At 70.0% G+C, this 16,864-nt stretch carries 15 protein-coding genes; 11 read left to right on the forward strand and 4 right to left on the reverse strand.

The window, feature by feature from the left end; all coding sequences use genetic code 11:
* Positions 1-51: 51 nt before the first annotated feature.
* On the reverse strand, positions 52-1,581 hold the full coding sequence (locus tag BLS25_RS12825) for a putative Ig domain-containing protein (protein ID WP_074696272.1): 1,530 nt from the start codon (positions 1,579-1,581) through the stop codon (positions 52-54).
* A 308-nt stretch (positions 1,582-1,889) separates the two neighbouring features.
* Positions 1,890-2,981: a VanZ family protein gene (locus BLS25_RS12830; RefSeq protein ID WP_074696274.1), complete on the reverse strand. Its 1,092-nt coding sequence runs from the start codon at positions 2,979-2,981 to the stop codon at positions 1,890-1,892.
* Between the two features lie 44 nt (positions 2,982-3,025).
* On the opposite strand from BLS25_RS12830, the gene BLS25_RS12835 reads away from it, so the two are divergent.
* The 3 genes from BLS25_RS12835 to BLS25_RS12845 all read left to right on the forward strand — a co-directional run bounded on the left by BLS25_RS12835 (position 3,026) and on the right by BLS25_RS12845 (position 6,653).
* The gene (locus BLS25_RS12835; protein ID WP_074696276.1) at positions 3,026-3,874 is read left to right on the forward strand and encodes a serine hydrolase domain-containing protein; all 849 of its coding nucleotides are present in this window, start codon (positions 3,026-3,028) and stop codon (positions 3,872-3,874) included.
* Between the two features lie 111 nt (positions 3,875-3,985).
* Positions 3,986-6,079, forward strand: coding sequence for an APC family permease (locus BLS25_RS12840; protein WP_056225395.1), 2,094 nt, complete (start codon positions 3,986-3,988; stop codon positions 6,077-6,079).
* 208 nt (positions 6,080-6,287) lie between these two features.
* Positions 6,288-6,653: a PLD nuclease N-terminal domain-containing protein gene (locus BLS25_RS12845; RefSeq protein ID WP_056225392.1), complete on the forward strand. Its 366-nt coding sequence runs from the start codon at positions 6,288-6,290 to the stop codon at positions 6,651-6,653.
* A 103-nt stretch (positions 6,654-6,756) separates the two neighbouring features.
* Here BLS25_RS12845 and arfB read toward each other — a convergent pair whose 3' ends face one another.
* Positions 6,757-7,194, reverse strand: a complete 438-nt coding sequence (gene arfB, locus BLS25_RS12850) for an alternative ribosome rescue aminoacyl-tRNA hydrolase ArfB (RefSeq protein ID WP_074696278.1) — start codon at positions 7,192-7,194, stop codon at positions 6,757-6,759.
* Between the two features lie 397 nt (positions 7,195-7,591).
* Here arfB and BLS25_RS16710 point away from each other — a divergent pair, with 397 nt between their 5' ends.
* The 7 genes from BLS25_RS16710 (at position 7,592) to BLS25_RS12880 (ending at position 15,557) form a co-directional block, all read left to right on the forward strand.
* Positions 7,592-7,732: a hypothetical protein gene (locus BLS25_RS16710; protein WP_200914118.1), complete on the forward strand. Its 141-nt coding sequence runs from the start codon at positions 7,592-7,594 to the stop codon at positions 7,730-7,732.
* Positions 7,729-7,818: a K(+)-transporting ATPase subunit F gene (gene kdpF, locus BLS25_RS12855; RefSeq protein ID WP_074696280.1), complete on the forward strand. Its 90-nt coding sequence runs from the start codon at positions 7,729-7,731 to the stop codon at positions 7,816-7,818. Before BLS25_RS16710 ends, kdpF begins: the two co-directional genes overlap by 4 nt.
* Positions 7,819-7,821: 3 nt before the next feature.
* Positions 7,822-9,507, forward strand: a complete 1,686-nt coding sequence (gene kdpA / locus BLS25_RS12860; RefSeq protein WP_074696282.1) for a potassium-transporting ATPase subunit KdpA — start codon at positions 7,822-7,824, stop codon at positions 9,505-9,507.
* A complete protein-coding gene (kdpB, locus tag BLS25_RS12865; protein WP_074696284.1) occupies positions 9,507-11,645 on the forward strand; it encodes a potassium-transporting ATPase subunit KdpB in 2,139 nt (712 codons plus the stop codon). The genes kdpA and kdpB overlap by 1 nt, the downstream gene beginning before the upstream one ends.
* Positions 11,646-11,656: 11 nt before the next feature.
* Positions 11,657-12,247, forward strand: a complete 591-nt coding sequence (gene kdpC, locus BLS25_RS12870) for a K(+)-transporting ATPase subunit C (RefSeq protein WP_074696286.1) — start codon at positions 11,657-11,659, stop codon at positions 12,245-12,247.
* Positions 12,248-12,366: 119 nt separating this feature from the next.
* The gene (locus BLS25_RS12875) at positions 12,367-14,889 is read left to right on the forward strand and encodes a DUF4118 domain-containing protein (RefSeq protein ID WP_074696288.1); all 2,523 of its coding nucleotides are present in this window, start codon (positions 12,367-12,369) and stop codon (positions 14,887-14,889) included.
* Entirely contained in the window at positions 14,886-15,557 is a 672-nt protein-coding gene (locus BLS25_RS12880) for a response regulator (RefSeq protein WP_056225375.1), read from the forward strand. The genes BLS25_RS12875 and BLS25_RS12880 overlap by 4 nt, the downstream gene beginning before the upstream one ends.
* Positions 15,558-15,912: 355 nt before the next feature.
* Here the strand turns inward: BLS25_RS12880 and BLS25_RS12885 are convergent, their stop codons facing one another.
* Positions 15,913-16,389 carry a hypothetical protein gene (locus BLS25_RS12885; RefSeq protein ID WP_056225373.1) on the reverse strand — a complete coding sequence of 159 codons (477 nt, stop codon included), beginning with the start codon at positions 16,387-16,389 and terminating at the stop codon, positions 15,913-15,915.
* A gap of 250 nt (positions 16,390-16,639) precedes the next feature.
* Between BLS25_RS12885 and BLS25_RS17200 the strand changes: the two genes are divergently transcribed.
* Positions 16,640-16,864: helix-turn-helix domain-containing protein (locus BLS25_RS17200; protein WP_143017950.1), on the forward strand; the 225-nt coding region annotated here is incomplete at its 3' end.

Consider the following 16,864-nt stretch of genomic DNA (forward strand, 5'->3'; position numbering starts at 1 on the left):
CAGGTGGTCCTGCGCACCGGCTGCGGGAGCCGGGTACGCAGGACCATCTAGTCAGACGCGCCGGCGACGCGTGATGACGTACGCGCTTGCTCCAGCGAGGAGCATCAGAAGTCCCACCACGCCTGCATACAGTGAGGCGGTGTAGTCACCGCCGGTGACGGCGAGGTGTGAGGAGTTGCTCGAGGCGGGCACGACCGGGTTGGGGGTGGAGGTCGGGGGCGAGACGGTCGCACCGATCGTCACGCCGTAGGTGCGGGTGTCCGCGCCAGCTGCGTTGGATGCGGTGATCGAGAACGAGAAGGCGCCGGACCGCGACGGAGTTCCGGAGATCACGCCTGTTGTTGCGTCGAGCGTGAGCCCAGGGGGCAGGGTGCCGTTTGTGACGGCGTAGGTGATCGGACCGCTGCCGGTCGTAGTGATCGTCTGCGAGTAAGGAGCGCCGGCTGTGCCTGCCGGGATGGTGGGTGTTGTGATCGCTGGGGGTGTGGCGATCGCGAGGGTGTAGTCGGCGGAGTCGGCTCCGTAGGCGTTCGTCGCGGTTACACGGAACAGGTAGGTTCCCGGGGTGGTGGCCGTGCCCGAGATTGTCCCGGTGGTCGGGTCCAGGGTGAGACCCGGCGGGAGGGTTCCGTTGCTCACCGAGTAGGTGATCGGGCCGGTGCCGGAGGCGGTCACCGTGGATGTGTAAGGGGTACCCGAGGTGGGTGTGGACGGGGCAGCAGAGGTGATGCGCGGTGCGTCGCACACCGGGACCGGCGCGAGACGTCCAGCTGGCACGGATGCCGCGCCGTACTGTCCGGCGACTACTGCGTTGAAGGTGCCGGTGTCACTGCCATCCACGAAGCCGTCGAGGTTGATGTCGTAGACCGAGTAGCCAGGCGGCTGCTGCGACACCGCGATATTCAACGCTGTGTAGTCTGCGGCATCGATGACACCGTTCGCATCGAAGTCCCCCGGGACCAGCTGAAGACGCGCCGGGGTGGGGTACCTTTCTTTGCCGGCGTTGGCCGGAACTTGGTTGTACATCAGCGTGGCCGGGTCGGTGAAGTCGACCGTCGGGGTCAGCGCTGCGCCAAGGGTCACCGGCGTGGCGGCCATGGCGGTCAGGTGGTTGCGTTGCGCGATGGCGACCCGGTAGCTGCCGGCGGGAACAGCGAACTCCGGGGTCGTGAGCGCGGCTCCGGTCAGGCGATCAACGGGGACGGTGTCCGTCGCCACGATCAGCGAGGCGTCGACCGTGTCGCGGAGCTCCACGATGACCCAGTCGGCGACCGGGGTGAGATTCGTGACGGTATTTCCTGCACCGCCGCGAAGCAGGCTGTGTCCGTCGGTGCTGTACGGCTCGGTCGTGGGGAACGGTCGAGACTGTGGATCAGCCGGGTCATACGAGGCGTTGATCTCGTCCGCACCACCGAAGGAATAGCCAGAGAGGAAGACGCTGATGTTGACCGGCAGCGGCGTCGTGATGCAGGCCGCGGCGAACGCGGGAGTGCTTGCGCCGGCGGCGGCCCCGGTTGCGAGTAGCGCCCCGATGAGCGCTCCGGCCACGATGCGTGGACGGCCGGTGTTGGACAATGGCATGTGCTGCTCCTCGGTTGCGCGTCGATCAGGATTGTGTACGGGCGCGCATGAGGGTGAATGAATGTGCCGACTTCGAAATCGATCCCGGACAGATCGCGTCCCCCAAGGGCGCTCCATGTACGTCCCCGGGCCGGGACGTTCACTGGACGCTATGCGTGAGTGCACATTGAGCCCATAGCCGACAGACCGGTTGTCAACTTCGGGCGACAAAAGATACGCCGAGGGGAGCTCTCCACTCCCCGCCGTTTCACACGGCGCCTGTGCGCACAACGAAGAACTGCGCTCGACGAGTCGACCACGGGCTCGTGTCAGCGGGCCCGAGCGCGCCGGTCCACCGTCGGGCTGACCACTCCCGCACGGTCGTCGACCAGACGGCGCCGGCCGATCCATCCGGTCAGTCCGCGGCCGTCGGGCCACACGATCAGCAGCGCAGCGGTCACCAGCGCCAAGACGAGCGCGAGCAGCGACCACGGCGTCGGCAGCGCCTCGAGGATCGCGTACGCCCCCGCCCCGGTCGCGAAGCGCAAGGGGCGCGCGACCCAGGCCGGCAGCACACCGTTCGTGAACCGCACGCGCGTCGCGAGGTCGCCGATCGAGCGACCCGTCGCCAGGACCACTCCGAGCCAGAGCCCCGCCGCCGCGACCGTCCCCGACAGCGACGCCACGTCATCGGTCGAGAACGACGACGCGTCGCCTCCCCGCAGGACGAGCACGGCCTGCACCACCACGGCGACGGCGACGCCGACCAGCCAGACGCCCACGACGTCGCACACCAGCCCCAGCAGGCGGCGGCGACGGGTCACGGGGCGCGGGGTCTCGGCATCCGGAGCCTTCTCCACCCCGCGGTGCTGCGCCGGGACGACGAACGCGAGGATCGACCCGAGCAGCGCACCGCCCGTGTTCGCGAGAAGGTCGTCGACGTCGAAGACGCGGTACGCGCAGGGGAAGATCCCCCACACACCGGTCAATTGCGTGGTCTCGATGATCCCCGAGGTCGCGAAGCCGACGAGACCCGCGATCAGGATGCCGCGACCTCCGAGCACGCGCAGGAAGAAGCCGAGAGGAGCGAACAACAGCACGTTCAGCGCCACCTGCAGCACCACCGGGTCGGTGAGATACCGGCCCGACACGGCGACCGCGGAGCGGACCTCGTCGACGAAGGCGAAGGGGTGGAGGTTGACGCCCGCGCAGCGGTAGACCTCGGAGTCGGGGAGCGGGATGAGCGTGTACGTCCAGATCGCCCAGAAGTACACGGCCGCCGCCGCCCACAGCAGGGCGCGTCCCAGCGTGAGCCGGCCGCGGCGCCGGTAGCTGACCGCGACGAACGGCACGAAGGCGAGGACGGCGACCACCGCCCCCGCGACGACGGCCAACAGCCCCGAGCGCACGATGTTATCCACCCCGCGAGCCTAGGCAGGATCGGCGGGCGACGTAGCCTGGGCGGATGACCCGCGCAGCCGCCCTCCGCGACGCGCTCGTCGCTCGCATCGACGACACCGGCTTCGGCGCGCACGGCCTCCACGTGCGCGTGGGCGACGATGTCGCGACGCACCGGTGGACGCCCGATAAGCGGGAGGAGATCCACTCCGTCGCGAAGACTGTGGCCGTGCTCGCCGCGGGCATCGCCGTCGACGAGGGGCTGATGTCGCTCGACGAGCCGGTCCGCCCGGTGCTCCCCGCCGCGACTCCGGTGACCCTCCGGGACCTGCTCTCGATGTCGAGCGGCATCGACCTGCCCTGGTCCGAGACGATGATGACCGACTGGCCCGACCTCGCCGCCGAATTCCTGTCGCGCCCCTCGCGCGGTCGGATCTTCCAGTACTCGAATGCGAGCACGTACACGGCGATGGCCGCGTTGTCGCAGCGGACCGGTGACATCGAAGAATTCCTCCGCCCCCGGCTGTTCGCCCCGCTGGGGTGGGCCGACGTCTCGTGGCGGCGCTCCCCGAGCGGCCGCGTCCTCGGCGGAGAGGGCCTCGAGCTGCGCACAGACGAGCTGGCTCAGCTCGGGCTGCTCATCCGCGACCGCGGCGTCGTCGACGGTCGCCGCGTGGTGTCGCCGAGAATCGTGGATGCCATGCACTCGGGCTGGATCGAGACGGGCAGCGTCGGCGACGGGTACCGCCGCTACGCCTTATCGGGGTGGGACGGGCCGGGAGGCGCGTGGCGCTTGCACGGTGCCCACGGTCAGCTCATCGTCTTCATCGGCGACGCCGTCGTGACGGTGACCGCGCACGATCACAGTGGGGCCGACGCCGTCGCGGAATTCATCGGGAATATCGCCGCGACGTGAGCGTTTCCTGCTGTGCAGGAATCATCTCCCCCGCCACCACCAGGTCACGGTCCGGCGACCATGCGTTGAACGGTGTGCGCGTCAGATTGCGCATGGCGTCCAGTGCGCGTAATGTCGCGCGCCGTGACTGACGAAAGTCGCGTTGACGGCGAAGAGACGCCGATCGCGAAACGCATCCTGATCGGCGAGCCCCTCACGTCGGAGAAACTCGACGAGCAGCTCCTCCCGAAGAAGATGGCGCTGCCGATCTTCGCCTCCGACGCGCTCTCCTCCGTGGCCTACGCCCCGCAGGAGCTGCTGATGATCCTGCTCATCGGCGGAACGGCCCTGCTGACCCTCAGCCCGTGGGTCGCGGTCGCGGTCGTGACACTCCTGGTCGTGGTCGTGCTGAGCTACCGCCAGCTCATCAAGGCGTACCCCTCGGGCGGCGGTGACTACGAGGTCGCGAGCAAGAACCTGGGCGAGGTGCCCGGGGTGGTCGTCGCCGCAGCTCTCTTGGTGGACTACGTGCTCACGGTCGCCGTGTCCGTGGCATCCGGAGTCGACAACATCATTTCGGCATTGCCCGAATTGAATCCTTTCCGCGTCGAGATCGCGGTCGGGTTCGTGATCCTCATCGTGATCGTCAACCTCCGCGGCGTGCGCGAGGCCTCGAGCGTCTTCGCGATCCCGACGTATCTCTTCATCGGCTCGGTCGGCGTCATGATCGTCGTGGGTCTCGGGCGCACGCTCCTCGGCGATGCCCCCGTCGCCGAGAGCGCCCAGTACGCCGTGCAGGCCGAGTCGCTCACGCAAGCGGCGCTCATCCTTCTCGTGCTGCGCGCCTTCTCGAGCGGCTGCTCGGCCCTCACGGGCGTCGAGGCCGTGTCGAACGGCGTGCCCGCTTTCCGCATGCCGAAGATCCGCAACGCGCAGACGACGCTCACCATGATGGGCGGCATCGCCATCGTGCTGTTCGCCGGGCTGACGATCCTGGCCCTCATCTCGGGCGTGCACTACGCCGAGAACCCCTGCCACCTGATCGGCTTCGACTGCGCCAACAACCCGCAGCCGAGCCTCATGGCCCAGGTCGCCGCCGCCACCTTCGGCATGGGAAGCATCCCGTTCTTCATCATCCAGGCCGCCACCGCGTGCGTGCTGCTGCTGGCCGCCAACACCGCCTTCAACGGCTTCCCCCTGCTGGGTGCCGTGCTCGCCCGCGACGGCTACGCCCCCAAGGCGCTCAACACCCGCGGCGACCGGCTGGTCTACTCGAACGGCATGATCATCCTCGGCATCGTCGCCATCGGCGTGCTGATCGTGTACCAGGCCAACCTCACGACGCTGATCCAGCTCTACATCATCGGTGTGTTCGTCTCGTTCTCGCTCGGTCAGATCGGCATGGTCAGGCACTGGCGCCGCGCACTGCGCGGGCTGAAGGACCTGCCGCCCGAGGCGGCGAAGCAGCAGTCGGCCGCGATCGAGCGCCGCTCGGCGATCTCGGGCCTGTGGATCAACTCCGTCGGCGCGGCGATGACCGTCCTCGTGCTGTTGATCGTCACGATCACGAAGTTCACCCACGGCGCGTGGCTCGTGTTCATCGCGATCCCGATCCTCGCGGTGCTGATGATCGGCGTGAACCGCTACTACCGCGACGTCGAGCACGAGATCCGCATGGACGACACCGTGCACTTCGGCTCGTCGGGAGACGTCGCGATCGTCCTCGTGAACCGCCTGCAGAAGCCCGTCATGAAGGCGATCGACTACGCCCTCGCGGCCAACCATCAGAAGACCCTCGCGGTCCATGTCGCCATCACCGACGAAGACGCGGCGAGACTGCAGAAGGAATGGGCCGACCACGAGATGCCCATTCCGCTGGTCATCATCGACTCGCCGTACCGCACGTACACTTCGCCGGTGTCGGCCTTCATCAAGAAGTACCGCGAGAACAACGGCTCCGCCGTCGTGACCGTGTACCTCCCCCAGTTCATCGTCGGCCACTGGTGGGAGTCGATCCTGCACAACCGCCGCTCGCGCCGTCTCGCGCACCAGCTGATGCTCGTGCACGGGGTCTCGATCACCCTCGTGCCGTGGCTGCTCGACTCGTCCGAGGTCATCTACGGCCGTCGGTCGCGTCCGCTCCCCGGTCAGCAGCGCGGTGGTCAGCCCGTGGCCGAGGCCCCGGCGCACAAGGCGCGGAAGACGCCCACCGACTCGGCATCCTGAGCCCCTCTCGAACGCCCCCGCCCCTCCGGCGGGGGCGTTCGGCGTTTCGCCGCGCGACTGGGGGGCGGCGGCGGACCGAACTCCTGACGAACGCGCGGTTCGGCGGTGGAATCAGCCCCGCAGACTCCGCGCGCGCAAAAGTCAGGAGTTCGGCCCGCTCGCGAAGCGGCGGTGGACGCCACCGGGAGTCTCCGCCAGGGTGGATGCCATGCCCGTCCTCGCCCTGCTGACCCTCGTCGTGATGGTGATCGCCCTCATCGACGCCATCACCCGCCGCGAGGACCAGGTGAAGCACCTGCCGAAATTCGCGTGGATCTTCTTCATCGTGCTGCTGCCGCTGATCGGCTCGATCCTGTGGTTCGCCCTCGGTCGCGAGTACGAGGCACGGTCGACCCCGATGTCGTTCGGCGACCCGCGGCGCTGGCAGAAGGACGCGCAGCCCGCTCCTCCGCCCGCCTCGCGCGAGAGCCGCACCACCGAGCAGCAGATCGCCGACCTGGAGCGCGAGATGCACCTCGCCGACCTCGAAGAGCAGGTGCGCCGCCGCCGGGCCGAGGGCGGCGCGACCAGCTGACGCCGGTCGCCCCCTTGTGTGTCCAAGACACCGGGACGATTTTCGGAAGCGTCCGGGTGTTCTGGACACTCACAGCGGGATGACGGGACCGGACGGGCCTGCGTCAGTCGGTCGGGCGCCGGCGCATCTTCTTCACGTCGGTGCGGCGCTGCTTGGCCTGCAGGCGGCGCTCCTTCGACCCGCGCGTGGGTTTCGTCGGGCGGCGGGGTGGGGCGGGCGGGCGAACCGCCTCGGCGACGAGGGCCGCGAGCCGGGCGCGAGCGGCGTCGCGATTGCGCAGCTGCGCCCGATGCTCCGAGGCCGCGATCGTCAGCACCCCGTCGACCAGCCGGTCGCCGAGCCGCTCGAGCACGCGCTCACGCTGAACCCGTGAGAGAACGGCGGATGCCGTGGCATCCCACATCACCTCCACCCGGGAGTCGGCGGTGTTCACGCCCTGACCGCCCGGGCCCGACGAGCGCGAGAACCGCCATGACAGCTCCGCCGCCGGGATCACGAGCGCAGCGCTGACGCGCACGTCGGATCCGTCGGAGGAGAGCATGCCTCCATCATGCGCGGTCGGCGCACAACTCCTGCAAAATCGGTGTTCCGACGGTCTGAGCTCCCCCCGCGGTTACATCCCTCAGGAGTTGTGCACGGCCGGCCGTGAACCCGCTTGTCGCGCCGGCACCGCGTCGCGCAGGCCCGCCCCGCGGCACGACTCCTGCAGATCCGACCTCGCCGCGCGGTCCGGGACCGGGGAGTGCCCGATCTGCAGGAGTCATGCATCGCCGGCCGCTCCCAGCCACCCCGTAAGCACCCCGTATGCGTCCGTCAGGGGCCCGTAGGGAAAGCGTTAGGACGCCGGGATGCCGCGGGCTCGAGGAGTTGTATCGACAGACGTGCCGCCCCGCGGCGCCCGCGGCCCGCCCGCGGTCAGACCCGAATCTGGAGTCGTCGTGCTCGATGTCGTCTTCCTCGCCGTGACCGTCGCGATCTTCGCGCTGGTCGCGCTCGTCGCCAAGGGGGTCGAGAAGATGGGCCCCGAGGCCCGCCCCTCGTCCGCCCGCCCCACCGGTCGAGGCGGTGAGCGCTCGTGATCTTCTTCTCGATCCTGGCCGCCGTGCTCGCGGTCGCCGCCGTCGTGTACCTCGTGGTCGCGCTCGTTCGACCGGAGAAGTTCTGAGTCATGGACAGCGGAAGCATCTGGTCGATCGTCCTGACCAGCCTCACCCTCCTCGTCGCCCTCGGGCTGGCCTACCGCCCCCTCGGTGACTACATCGCCCGCATCTACACCGGCGAGCGCGATCTCGCGGTCGAGCGCGGCACCTACCGCCTGATCGGCGTCGACCCCCGCAGCGCTCAGACCTGGCAGGCCTACCTGCGCTCGGTGCTGCTGTTCTCGTTCGTCGGCGTCGTGTTCGTCTACGCGATCATGCGCCTGCAGGCGGTACTTCCGCTGTCGCTGGGCTTCGACGCCCCCGGCGAGGCGCTGTCGTTCAACACGGCGGCATCCTTCGTCGCCAACACGAACTGGCAGTCGTACTCGGGTGAGGCCACGCTCGGCTACACCGTGCAGTTCGCCGCCCTCACCGTGCAGAACTTCGTCTCGGCCGCCGTCGGCATCGCCGTCGCCGTGGCCCTTGTGCGCGGCTTCGCGTACCGTCGCAGCGGCGTGATCGGCAACTTCTGGGTCGACCTCGTACGCGGCACCTCCCGTCTGCTGCTGCCCTTCGCGATCGTCGCCGCGGTCGTGCTGCTCGCGGGCGGTGTCGTCCAGAACCTCACCGGCTTCACGGATGCCGCGACCGTCGCGGGAGCGGCCCAGTCGATCCCCGGCGGCCCGGTCGCCTCGCAGGAGGCCATCAAGCTGCTCGGCACCAACGGCGGCGGGTTCTTCAACACGAACTCGGCTCACCCGTTCGAGAACCCCACGCCGTGGACGAACCTCTTCGAGATCTTCCTCATGCTGGTGATCCCGTTCTCGCTCCCCCGCGCCTTCGGCCGGATCGTCGGTGACAACCGCCAGGGCTACACGATCCTCGGCGTGATGGGGGCCATCTTCGTGGCATCCACCGCCCTGCTCACCTGGGCGGAGACGGCCGGCAACGGCACGGCTCCGATGCTCGCGGGCGGCGCGATGGAGGGCAAAGAGGTGCGCTTCGGCATCTTCGGTTCGACCCTCTTCGGCACCACCAGCACGCTCACCTCGACCGGTGCCGTCAACTCGATGCACGACAGCTACACCGCTCTCGGCGGCATGATGCCGATGATCAACATGATGCTCGGCGAGATCGCCCCCGGCGGTGTCGGATCGGGCCTCTACGGCATGCTGATCCTCGCCGTGATCGCGGTCTTCGTCGGTGGTCTGCTGATCGGCCGCACGCCCGAGTACCTCGGCAAGAAGATCGGGCCGAAGGAGATCAAGCTCGCGAGCCTGTACATCCTCGTCACCCCGACCCTCGTGCTGGCCGGGACCGCGCTGAGCTTCGGCGTCCCCGCGATCCGCTCCGACGTCGAGGCCACCTCGATCTGGAATCCGGGCGTCCACGGCCTGAGCGAAGTGCTCTACGCCTTCACCTCGGCCGCGAACAACAACGGTTCGGCGTTCGCGGGCCTCACCGCCAACACCCCGTGGTTCAACACCGCACTCGGTGTGGCGATGCTGCTCGGCCGCTTCCTGCCGATCGTGTTCGTGCTGGCCCTCGCCGGTTCGCTCGCGGCTCAGGATGCCGTGCCCTCCACCGCCGGAACCCTGCCGACGCATCGCCCGCAGTTCGCGGGCCTTCTCGCCGGCGTCGTCGTGATCGTCACGGCTCTCACCTATTTCCCGGTCCTCACCCTCGGACCCCTCGCTGAAGGACTGACCCGCTGATGTCCACCCTCACCCACGCCCCGGCCCCCGAAGCCGAACCGGCGGCGACCGCCCCGCGCCGCGCGTTCGGCGCCGCGCAGGTCGTGGCCGCCCTGCCGGGCGCGGCCAAGAAGCTCAACCCCGCCGCGCAGTGGCGCAACCCCGTGATGTTCCTCGTCTGGGTGGGCGCCGCGCTGACGACCCTCATCGCGATCGCCGAGCCGTTCCTCGGCGGCAGCGACGACAGCCTCCCCTTCGGCTTCACCTGGGGCATCGCCGTCTGGCTGTGGCTCACGGTGTTCTTCGCGAACATCGCCGAGTCGGTCGCCGAGGGCCGCGGCAAGGCCCAGGCCGCGACCCTGCGCAAGACGCGCACGACGACCTCGGCCCGCCGCGTCGTCTCGTACGACGAGAAGGCCGACCCCTCGGCATCCGGTGCCGCCACCGAAGACGTCCCCTCGGGCGACCTCCGCGTCGGCGACATCGTGCTGGTCGAGACCGGAGAGCTCATCCCCGGCGACGGCGACATCGTGTCGGGCATCGCGACGGTCGACGAGTCGGCCATCACGGGCGAGTCCGCCCCGGTGGTGCGCGAATCGGGTGGAGACCGCAGCGCCGTCACCGGCGGCACGCGCGTGCTCAGCGACCGCATCGTGGTGAGGATCACCTCGAAGCCGGGTGAGACCTTCGTCGACCGCATGATCGCCCTGGTCGAGGGCGCGTCGCGTCAGCGCACGCCCAACGAGATCGCGCTGAACATCCTGCTCGCGAGCCTGTCGATCGTCTTCGTCATCGTGGTGCTCGTGCTGAACCCGATCGCCTCGTACGCGGCATCGCCGGCGTCGATCCCGGTCCTGGTCGCGCTGCTGGTCTGCCTGATCCCCACGACCATCGGTGCGCTGCTGAGCGCGATCGGCATCGCCGGCATGGACCGCCTCGTGCAGCGCAACGTCCTGGCCATGTCGGGCCGGGCGGTCGAGGCCGCGGGCGACGTCACCACCCTGCTGCTCGACAAGACCGGCACCATCACCTACGGCAACCGTCGCGCCTCGGCCTTCGTGCCGATGAAGGGCATCGGCAGCCCCGAGCTCGCCGAGTACGCCTCGCTGTCGTCGCAGGCCGACCCCACGCCCGAGGGCGTCTCGGTGGTCGAGCTGGCCGCGGCCCAGGGCATCGTCGCCGACATGCCCCGCGGCGCCGAGCCCGTGCCGTTCACCGCCCAGACCCGCATGAGCGGCCTCGACCTCGTCGACGGCACGCAGGTGCGCAAGGGCGCGAGCTCGGCCGTGCTCGCGTGGCTCGAGGCCTCGGGCAGTCCGGTCGCCCCGGCGCTGCGCGCGCAGCTGATGAGCGAGACGGATGCCATCGCCCAGTCCGGCGGCACGCCCCTGGTGGTCGCGACCCTGTCGAAGGGTGCGGGCCAGGTGCTCGGCGTCATCCACCTCAAGGACGTCGTCAAAGACGGACTGCGCGAGCGCTTCGGCGAGCTGCGCGCGATGGGCATCCGCACCGTGATGATCACGGGCGACAACCCGCTCACCGCGAAGGCGATCGCGGCCGAGGCGGGCGTCGACGACTTCCTCGCCGAGGCCACGCCCGAAGACAAGCTCGCCCTCATCCAGCGCGAGCAGGAGGGCGGCAACCTCGTCGCGATGACCGGTGACGGCACGAACGACGCCCCCGCTCTGGCGCAGGCCGACGTGGGTGTCGCGATGAACACGGGCACCTCGGCCGCGAAGGAGGCCGGCAACATGGTCGACCTCGATTCCGACCCGACCAAGCTCATCGACATCGTGCGCATCGGAAAGCAGCTGCTCATCACGCGCGGCGCCCTGACCACGTTCTCGCTCGCGAACGACATCGCGAAGTACTTCGCGATCATCCCGGCGATGTTCATGGGCGTGTTCCCGGGCCTCGCCGCGCTGAACATCATGGGTCTGCACTCCCCGGCATCCGCCGTCACGAGCGCGATCATCTTCAACGCGATCGTGATCATCGTGCTCATCCCCCTCGCCCTGCGCGGCGTGAAATATCGCGCCGCGAGCGCGTCGAGCATCCTCAGCCGCAACCTGCTCGTCTACGGGCTCGGCGGCGTCATCGTCCCCTTCATCGGCATCAAGCTCATCGACCTCGTCGTGAGCCTGCTCCCCGGTTTCTGAAAGGCCCCGTCATGCGCACCACCCTGCGTACCACCGCCGTCGCCGTCCGCGCGATGGTCGTCTTCACCCTGCTCCTCGGCGTGGCCTACATGCTGCTGATCACCGCGGTCGGCCAGGTCGCCCTGCCGTTCCCGGCGAACGGTTCGCTGATCAAGACCGCCGACGGACAGGTTTCGGGCTCGCAGCTGATTGGGCAGTCCTTCACGGATGCCGACGGCAACGCCCTCCCGCAGTACTTCCAGTCCCGCCCCTCGGCCGCGGGCGACGGCTACGACTCGACCGCCTCGAGCGGGTCGAACTGGGGGCCTGAGAACGAAGACCTCATCGCCGCGATCGAGGAGCGAAAGGCCGCCTCGGTCGAGCTCGACGGGCCGGGACAGATCCCCGCCGATGCCCTGACCGCCTCGGCCTCCGGACTCGACCCCGACATCTCGGTCGCCAACGCCGAGCGACAGGTCGCCCGCGTCGCCGAGGCCCGCGGTCTCTCGGCATCCGAGGTCGAATCCCTCGTCAACGCGCACACGATCCCGCGCGACCTGGGGTACCTCGGCGATCCGCGCGTGAACGTGGTCGAGCTCAATCGCGCGCTCGACGCCCTCTGAGAGACGAGAATCAGGGACATGCCTCTGTCGCACGCCGCCGCCGCGCCCCTCGCGCGGCGGCGGCGCCGTGCGTTCGAGCGAGCGGTCGCTGGGACGCGAGCGGTCCCGAGGAGCGCCTCGTGAAGCGCGGGCGGCTGCGCGTGCTGCTGGGCATGGCACCCGGTGTCGGCAAGACGTACGAGATGCTCGAAGAGGGCCGGCGCCTGCGCGACGAGGGCCATGACGTCGTCATCGCGATCGTCGAGACCCACGGCCGCGTCGCGACCGCAGCGCAAGCCGAGGGCCTCGAGGTGATCCCCCGCCGCGCCGTCGCCCACCGCGGGGTCGCGCTCGACGAGATGGACCTCGATGCGGTGCTCGAACGGCATCCGCGCATCGCCCTCGTCGACGAACTGGCGCACACGAACGTCCCGGGCTCGCGCAACGAGAAGCGCTGGACCGATGTCGAAGAGCTGCTCGACGCCGGCATCGACGTGATAACGACCGTGAACGTCCAGCACATCGAATCTCTCAACGACGTGGTCGAGAAGATCACGGGGGTCGTTCAGCGGGAGACGGTTCCGGATGCCGTCGTCCGCGCCGCCGATCAGATCGAGGTCGTCGACCTGGCACCGCAGTCTCTGCGCGATCGCCTCGCCGCAGGTTCGGTGTACCCCGCCGAGCGCATCGACGCCGCCCTGTCGAACTACTTCCGCCTCGGCAACCTGACGGCGCTGCGCGAACTCGCTCTGCTGTGGCTGGCCGACGAGGTCGACTCGGCCCTGCAGCGCTACCGCACCGAGCACGGCATCGAGGGTTCGTGGCAGGCGCGCGAGCGCGTGGTCGTGGCCCTCACCGGCGGCCCCGAGGGCGAGACGCTCCTGCGCCGCGGAGCCCGGATCGCGGCCCGCTCGGCCGGCGGCGAGCTGCTCGCCGTGCACGTGTCGAGCCAGGACGGCCTGCGCACGAGCGCCCCGGCCACCCTCGCCGAGCAGCGCGCCCTCGTCGAGTCGCTGGGCGGGTCGTACCACCAGGTGGTGGGCGACGATCCGGCCACCGCCCTCGTCGACTTCGCGCGATCGGTCAACGCCTCGCAACTGGTCATCGGCGTGAGCCGTCGCGGCCGTCTCGCCGCCGCCCTCACCGGTCCCGGCATCGGCGCGACCGTCATCCGCCTCTCGGGCGATATCGACGTGCACATCGTCAGCCACGCGCGCGCGGGCGGGCGCTTCGCCCTCCCTCGCCTCAGCGGCCCCGCGCTGAGCGCGAAGCGCCGCCTCCTGGGCTTCGTCGTCGCCGTCCTCGGGGGACCGCTGATCTCGCTGCTGCTGATCTCGACGGGCTCCGACGACTCGATCGCCGCCGACGTGCTCGTGTACCAGCTGCTCGTCGTAGTCGTGGCGCTGATCGGTGGGATCTGGCCGGCCCTGTTCGCTGCGGTGCTGTCGGGCTTCACGCTCAACTTCCTCTTCATCGAACCGCTGTACACCGTGACCATCAGCAACCCCGCGAACACGATCGCGCTGGTGTTGTACGTGGTCATCGCGATGCTCGTGAGCACCGTCGTCGACCAGGCAGCTCGTCGGGCCCGCTCCGCCCGCCGCGCCACGGCCGAGGCCGAGCTGCTCGCCACGGTCGCGGGCAGCGTGCTCCGCGGCGAGAGCACGGTGCCCGCCCTGGTCACCCGTGCCCGAGAGGCCTTCGGCCTGGCCGGGGTGCGTCTCGTCGCCGCGGACGGCGCGGTTCTCGCCACCGACGGCGAGCCCGTGCGCGACGGTCGCTCGGTCTCGGTCCCGGTCGGCGACGGTCGCGCGACCCTCGAGCTGCACGGCGGCGATCTCGACGCCTCGGAGCGTCGCCTGCTCGACGTCGTCGTCGCCCAACTCGCCGCGGCCCTCGAGCGCACCGACCTGGCCGAGACCGCGGCCGAGGCCGGAGCCCTCGCCGAGACCGACCAGGTGCGCAGCGCCCTGCTCTCGGCGGTCAGCCACGACCTGCGCCGCCCCTTGGCCGCCGCCGTCGCCTCGCTCGGGGGCCTCCGCGCCGCGGGCGACCAGCTCTCCGACGATGACCGCCGCGAACTGCTCGAAACCGCCGACGAGAGCCTCGCGACCCTGTCGGTGCTCGTCACCGACCTGCTCGACGTGAGCCGCGTGCAGGCGGGGGTGCTCGCCGTCTCGCTCACGCCGACCGATGCCGCGGGCGTCGTGCTCATGGCCCTCGACGAGCTCGACCTGGGGCCGGACGACGTCGAGCTCGCCCTCGACCCCGACCTGCCGATGCTGGGCGCCGACCCGGTGCTGCTGCAGCGCGTGCTCGTCAACGTGCTCACCAACGCCCAGCGGTACACGCCCGACGGCGAGCGCGTGCGCATCGCCACGAGCCGCCTCGGCGGCACCGCCGAGATCCGCGTGATCGACCACGGGCCGGGCATCGCCGCCGAGCGTCGCGAAGACATGTTCTCGCCATTCCAACGCCTCGGCGACACCGACAACACCGCTGGTCTCGGCCTCGGGCTCGCGCTCTCGCGCGGCTTCGCCGAGGGCATGGGCGGCACTCTCACCCCCGAAGACACCCCCGGCGGCGGGCTCACCATGGTCGTGGCGCTTCCCGTCGCGGGCGCGGATGCCGTGGCATCCGGAATCTCCAGGAGGACGCCGTGAAGGTACTCATCGCCGACGACGACCCGCAGCTCGTCCGCGCTCTGCGGATCACGCTCGCCGCCCACGGCTACGACGTGGTGGCCGCGGCCGACGGCGCCGCAGCGATCACGCTCGCCGCCCAAGCGCACCCCGACATCGTGCTGTTGGATCTCGGGATGCCGCACCTCGACGGCGTGCAGGTGATCCACGCGTTGCGCGGGTGGACAACCGCGCCGATCATCGTCGTCTCGGGCCGCACGGGCTCGGCCGACAAGGTCGAGGCGCTCGATGCCGGCGCCGACGACTTCGTGACCAAGCCCTTCCAGATCGACGAGCTGCTCGCGCGTCTGCGCGTGCACGCCCGACGTTCGGTGCCCTCGGCGGGAGACGCCGTCGTGCGCTTCGGCGAGATCGAGGTCGACCTGTCGGCCAAGGCCGTCCTGCGCGCGGGCACCCGCGTGCACCTCACCCCGACCGAGTGGCGGATGCTGGAATTCCTCGCCCGCAACCCCGGCTCGCTCGTCACGCGCCAGACGCTGCTGAAGGAGATCTGGGCCAGCGAGCAGGTCGCTGACAGCGGCTACCTGCGGCTGTACATGTCGCAGCTGCGCAAGAAGCTCGAGGCGGACCCGTCGAACCCCGTGCACCTGCTGACGGAGCAGGGGATGGGGTATCGGCTGGTCGTGTGATCGGCCCTCGGCGTGCACAACGCAGGAGTTCCGGGGGGAGCATGGCCATCTCGTCCCTCCCGCGTCGCGTCGCCGGGTGGTTCTCCTGCGTCGCGTCCGCACCCCGGGCAGCGCCCTCGGCACGTTCCCGTCGGGGCGTGCGGACAGGGCGAACGGACACAACGCAGGACGCCGGCCCGTTCGCACGCGATCCGACCGGCGTGGACCACCGCCAGACCCCGATCTCCTGCGTCCTGTCCGCTCGGACGCGGTCACTCGGCGCCGGACGGGTCCTCATCCGCCTCAGACTCCGCCGCCACGTATTCGGCTTGCACGCGGGCGCAGCGCGACGCGAAGACGATCGAGTGGAGCAGCATCAGCGGACCTCCCCGACCGTGTGGCATCCGGGGCACGGGAAGGCGATGCGGTCACCCGCGTGGACGTCACCGGGGAGCACGACGGTTGCGCACGACTCCTCCCCGTGGGCGTCGACGACGGTGAACGGTTCGTCGTACGCGTGCGAGACGCGGCCGATGAGCCGCGCCTCGCGCCAGACGGCCTCGAGTCCGGCGACGCAGGCGTCGAGGCGCAAGGTGTCGGGCGTGGCCTCGGTCACCGTCGCGATCACCACTGTCGTCGACAGCGTCGCGGATGCCATCCCACCCGACGCCGGGATCACCGCGGGGCCCGTGCAGACGCAGGGTGTGCCGCAGAGGTCGGCGTAGCGACCGACCGACATCGCGCGCACCGTGACGTCGTCGAGCGTGGGCGCGGAGCCGGCGGGCCACGCCGTCGCGTCGAAGGGCGCCGGGATGCTGGCGCGGAGGGTGGGGAGCAGGGCCGTGAGGGTCATGGCATCCGGTCTACGCCGTGTCCATGGCCGTCCCTGTCGCGCTCACGGTTCCCGAACGGCCGCGGCCCCGTTCCTCACTCTTCGCTCGCGGTACGGCGGCGCCGCGGGGCTGGCATGACGAGACTGCATCTCGCTGACATCCTCGCCGCCGGATGTCATGTCTCAGGACTTTGGTGACAGTTCTGCCTCAGGACATCGGTGACACTTTCGGGGTGTGTGATGGTGACACTTCGGCGGCTCTGATGAGGGTGTGAGCCGAAATGAGCCTGTCGATCCCCGTGTCCGTCTCGCGATCGTGCGGTGGCCAGCGGATGCTCCGCGTGGGGCTGTGTCGACGTTCTGCGCGGAGGAAGGCATCTCCCGGAAGACGTTCTACGCGATCCGTTCCCGGGTGATGGCCGAGGGTGAGGCCCAGGCGTTGGAGCCGCGTTCGCGGCGCCCGAGGTCGAGTCCGTCCGCGCTGGCGGATGCGGTG

The organism is Microbacterium testaceum StLB037 (genome assembly GCF_900104345.1).
Taxonomy (GTDB): domain Bacteria; phylum Actinomycetota; class Actinomycetes; order Actinomycetales; family Microbacteriaceae; genus Microbacterium; species Microbacterium testaceum_A.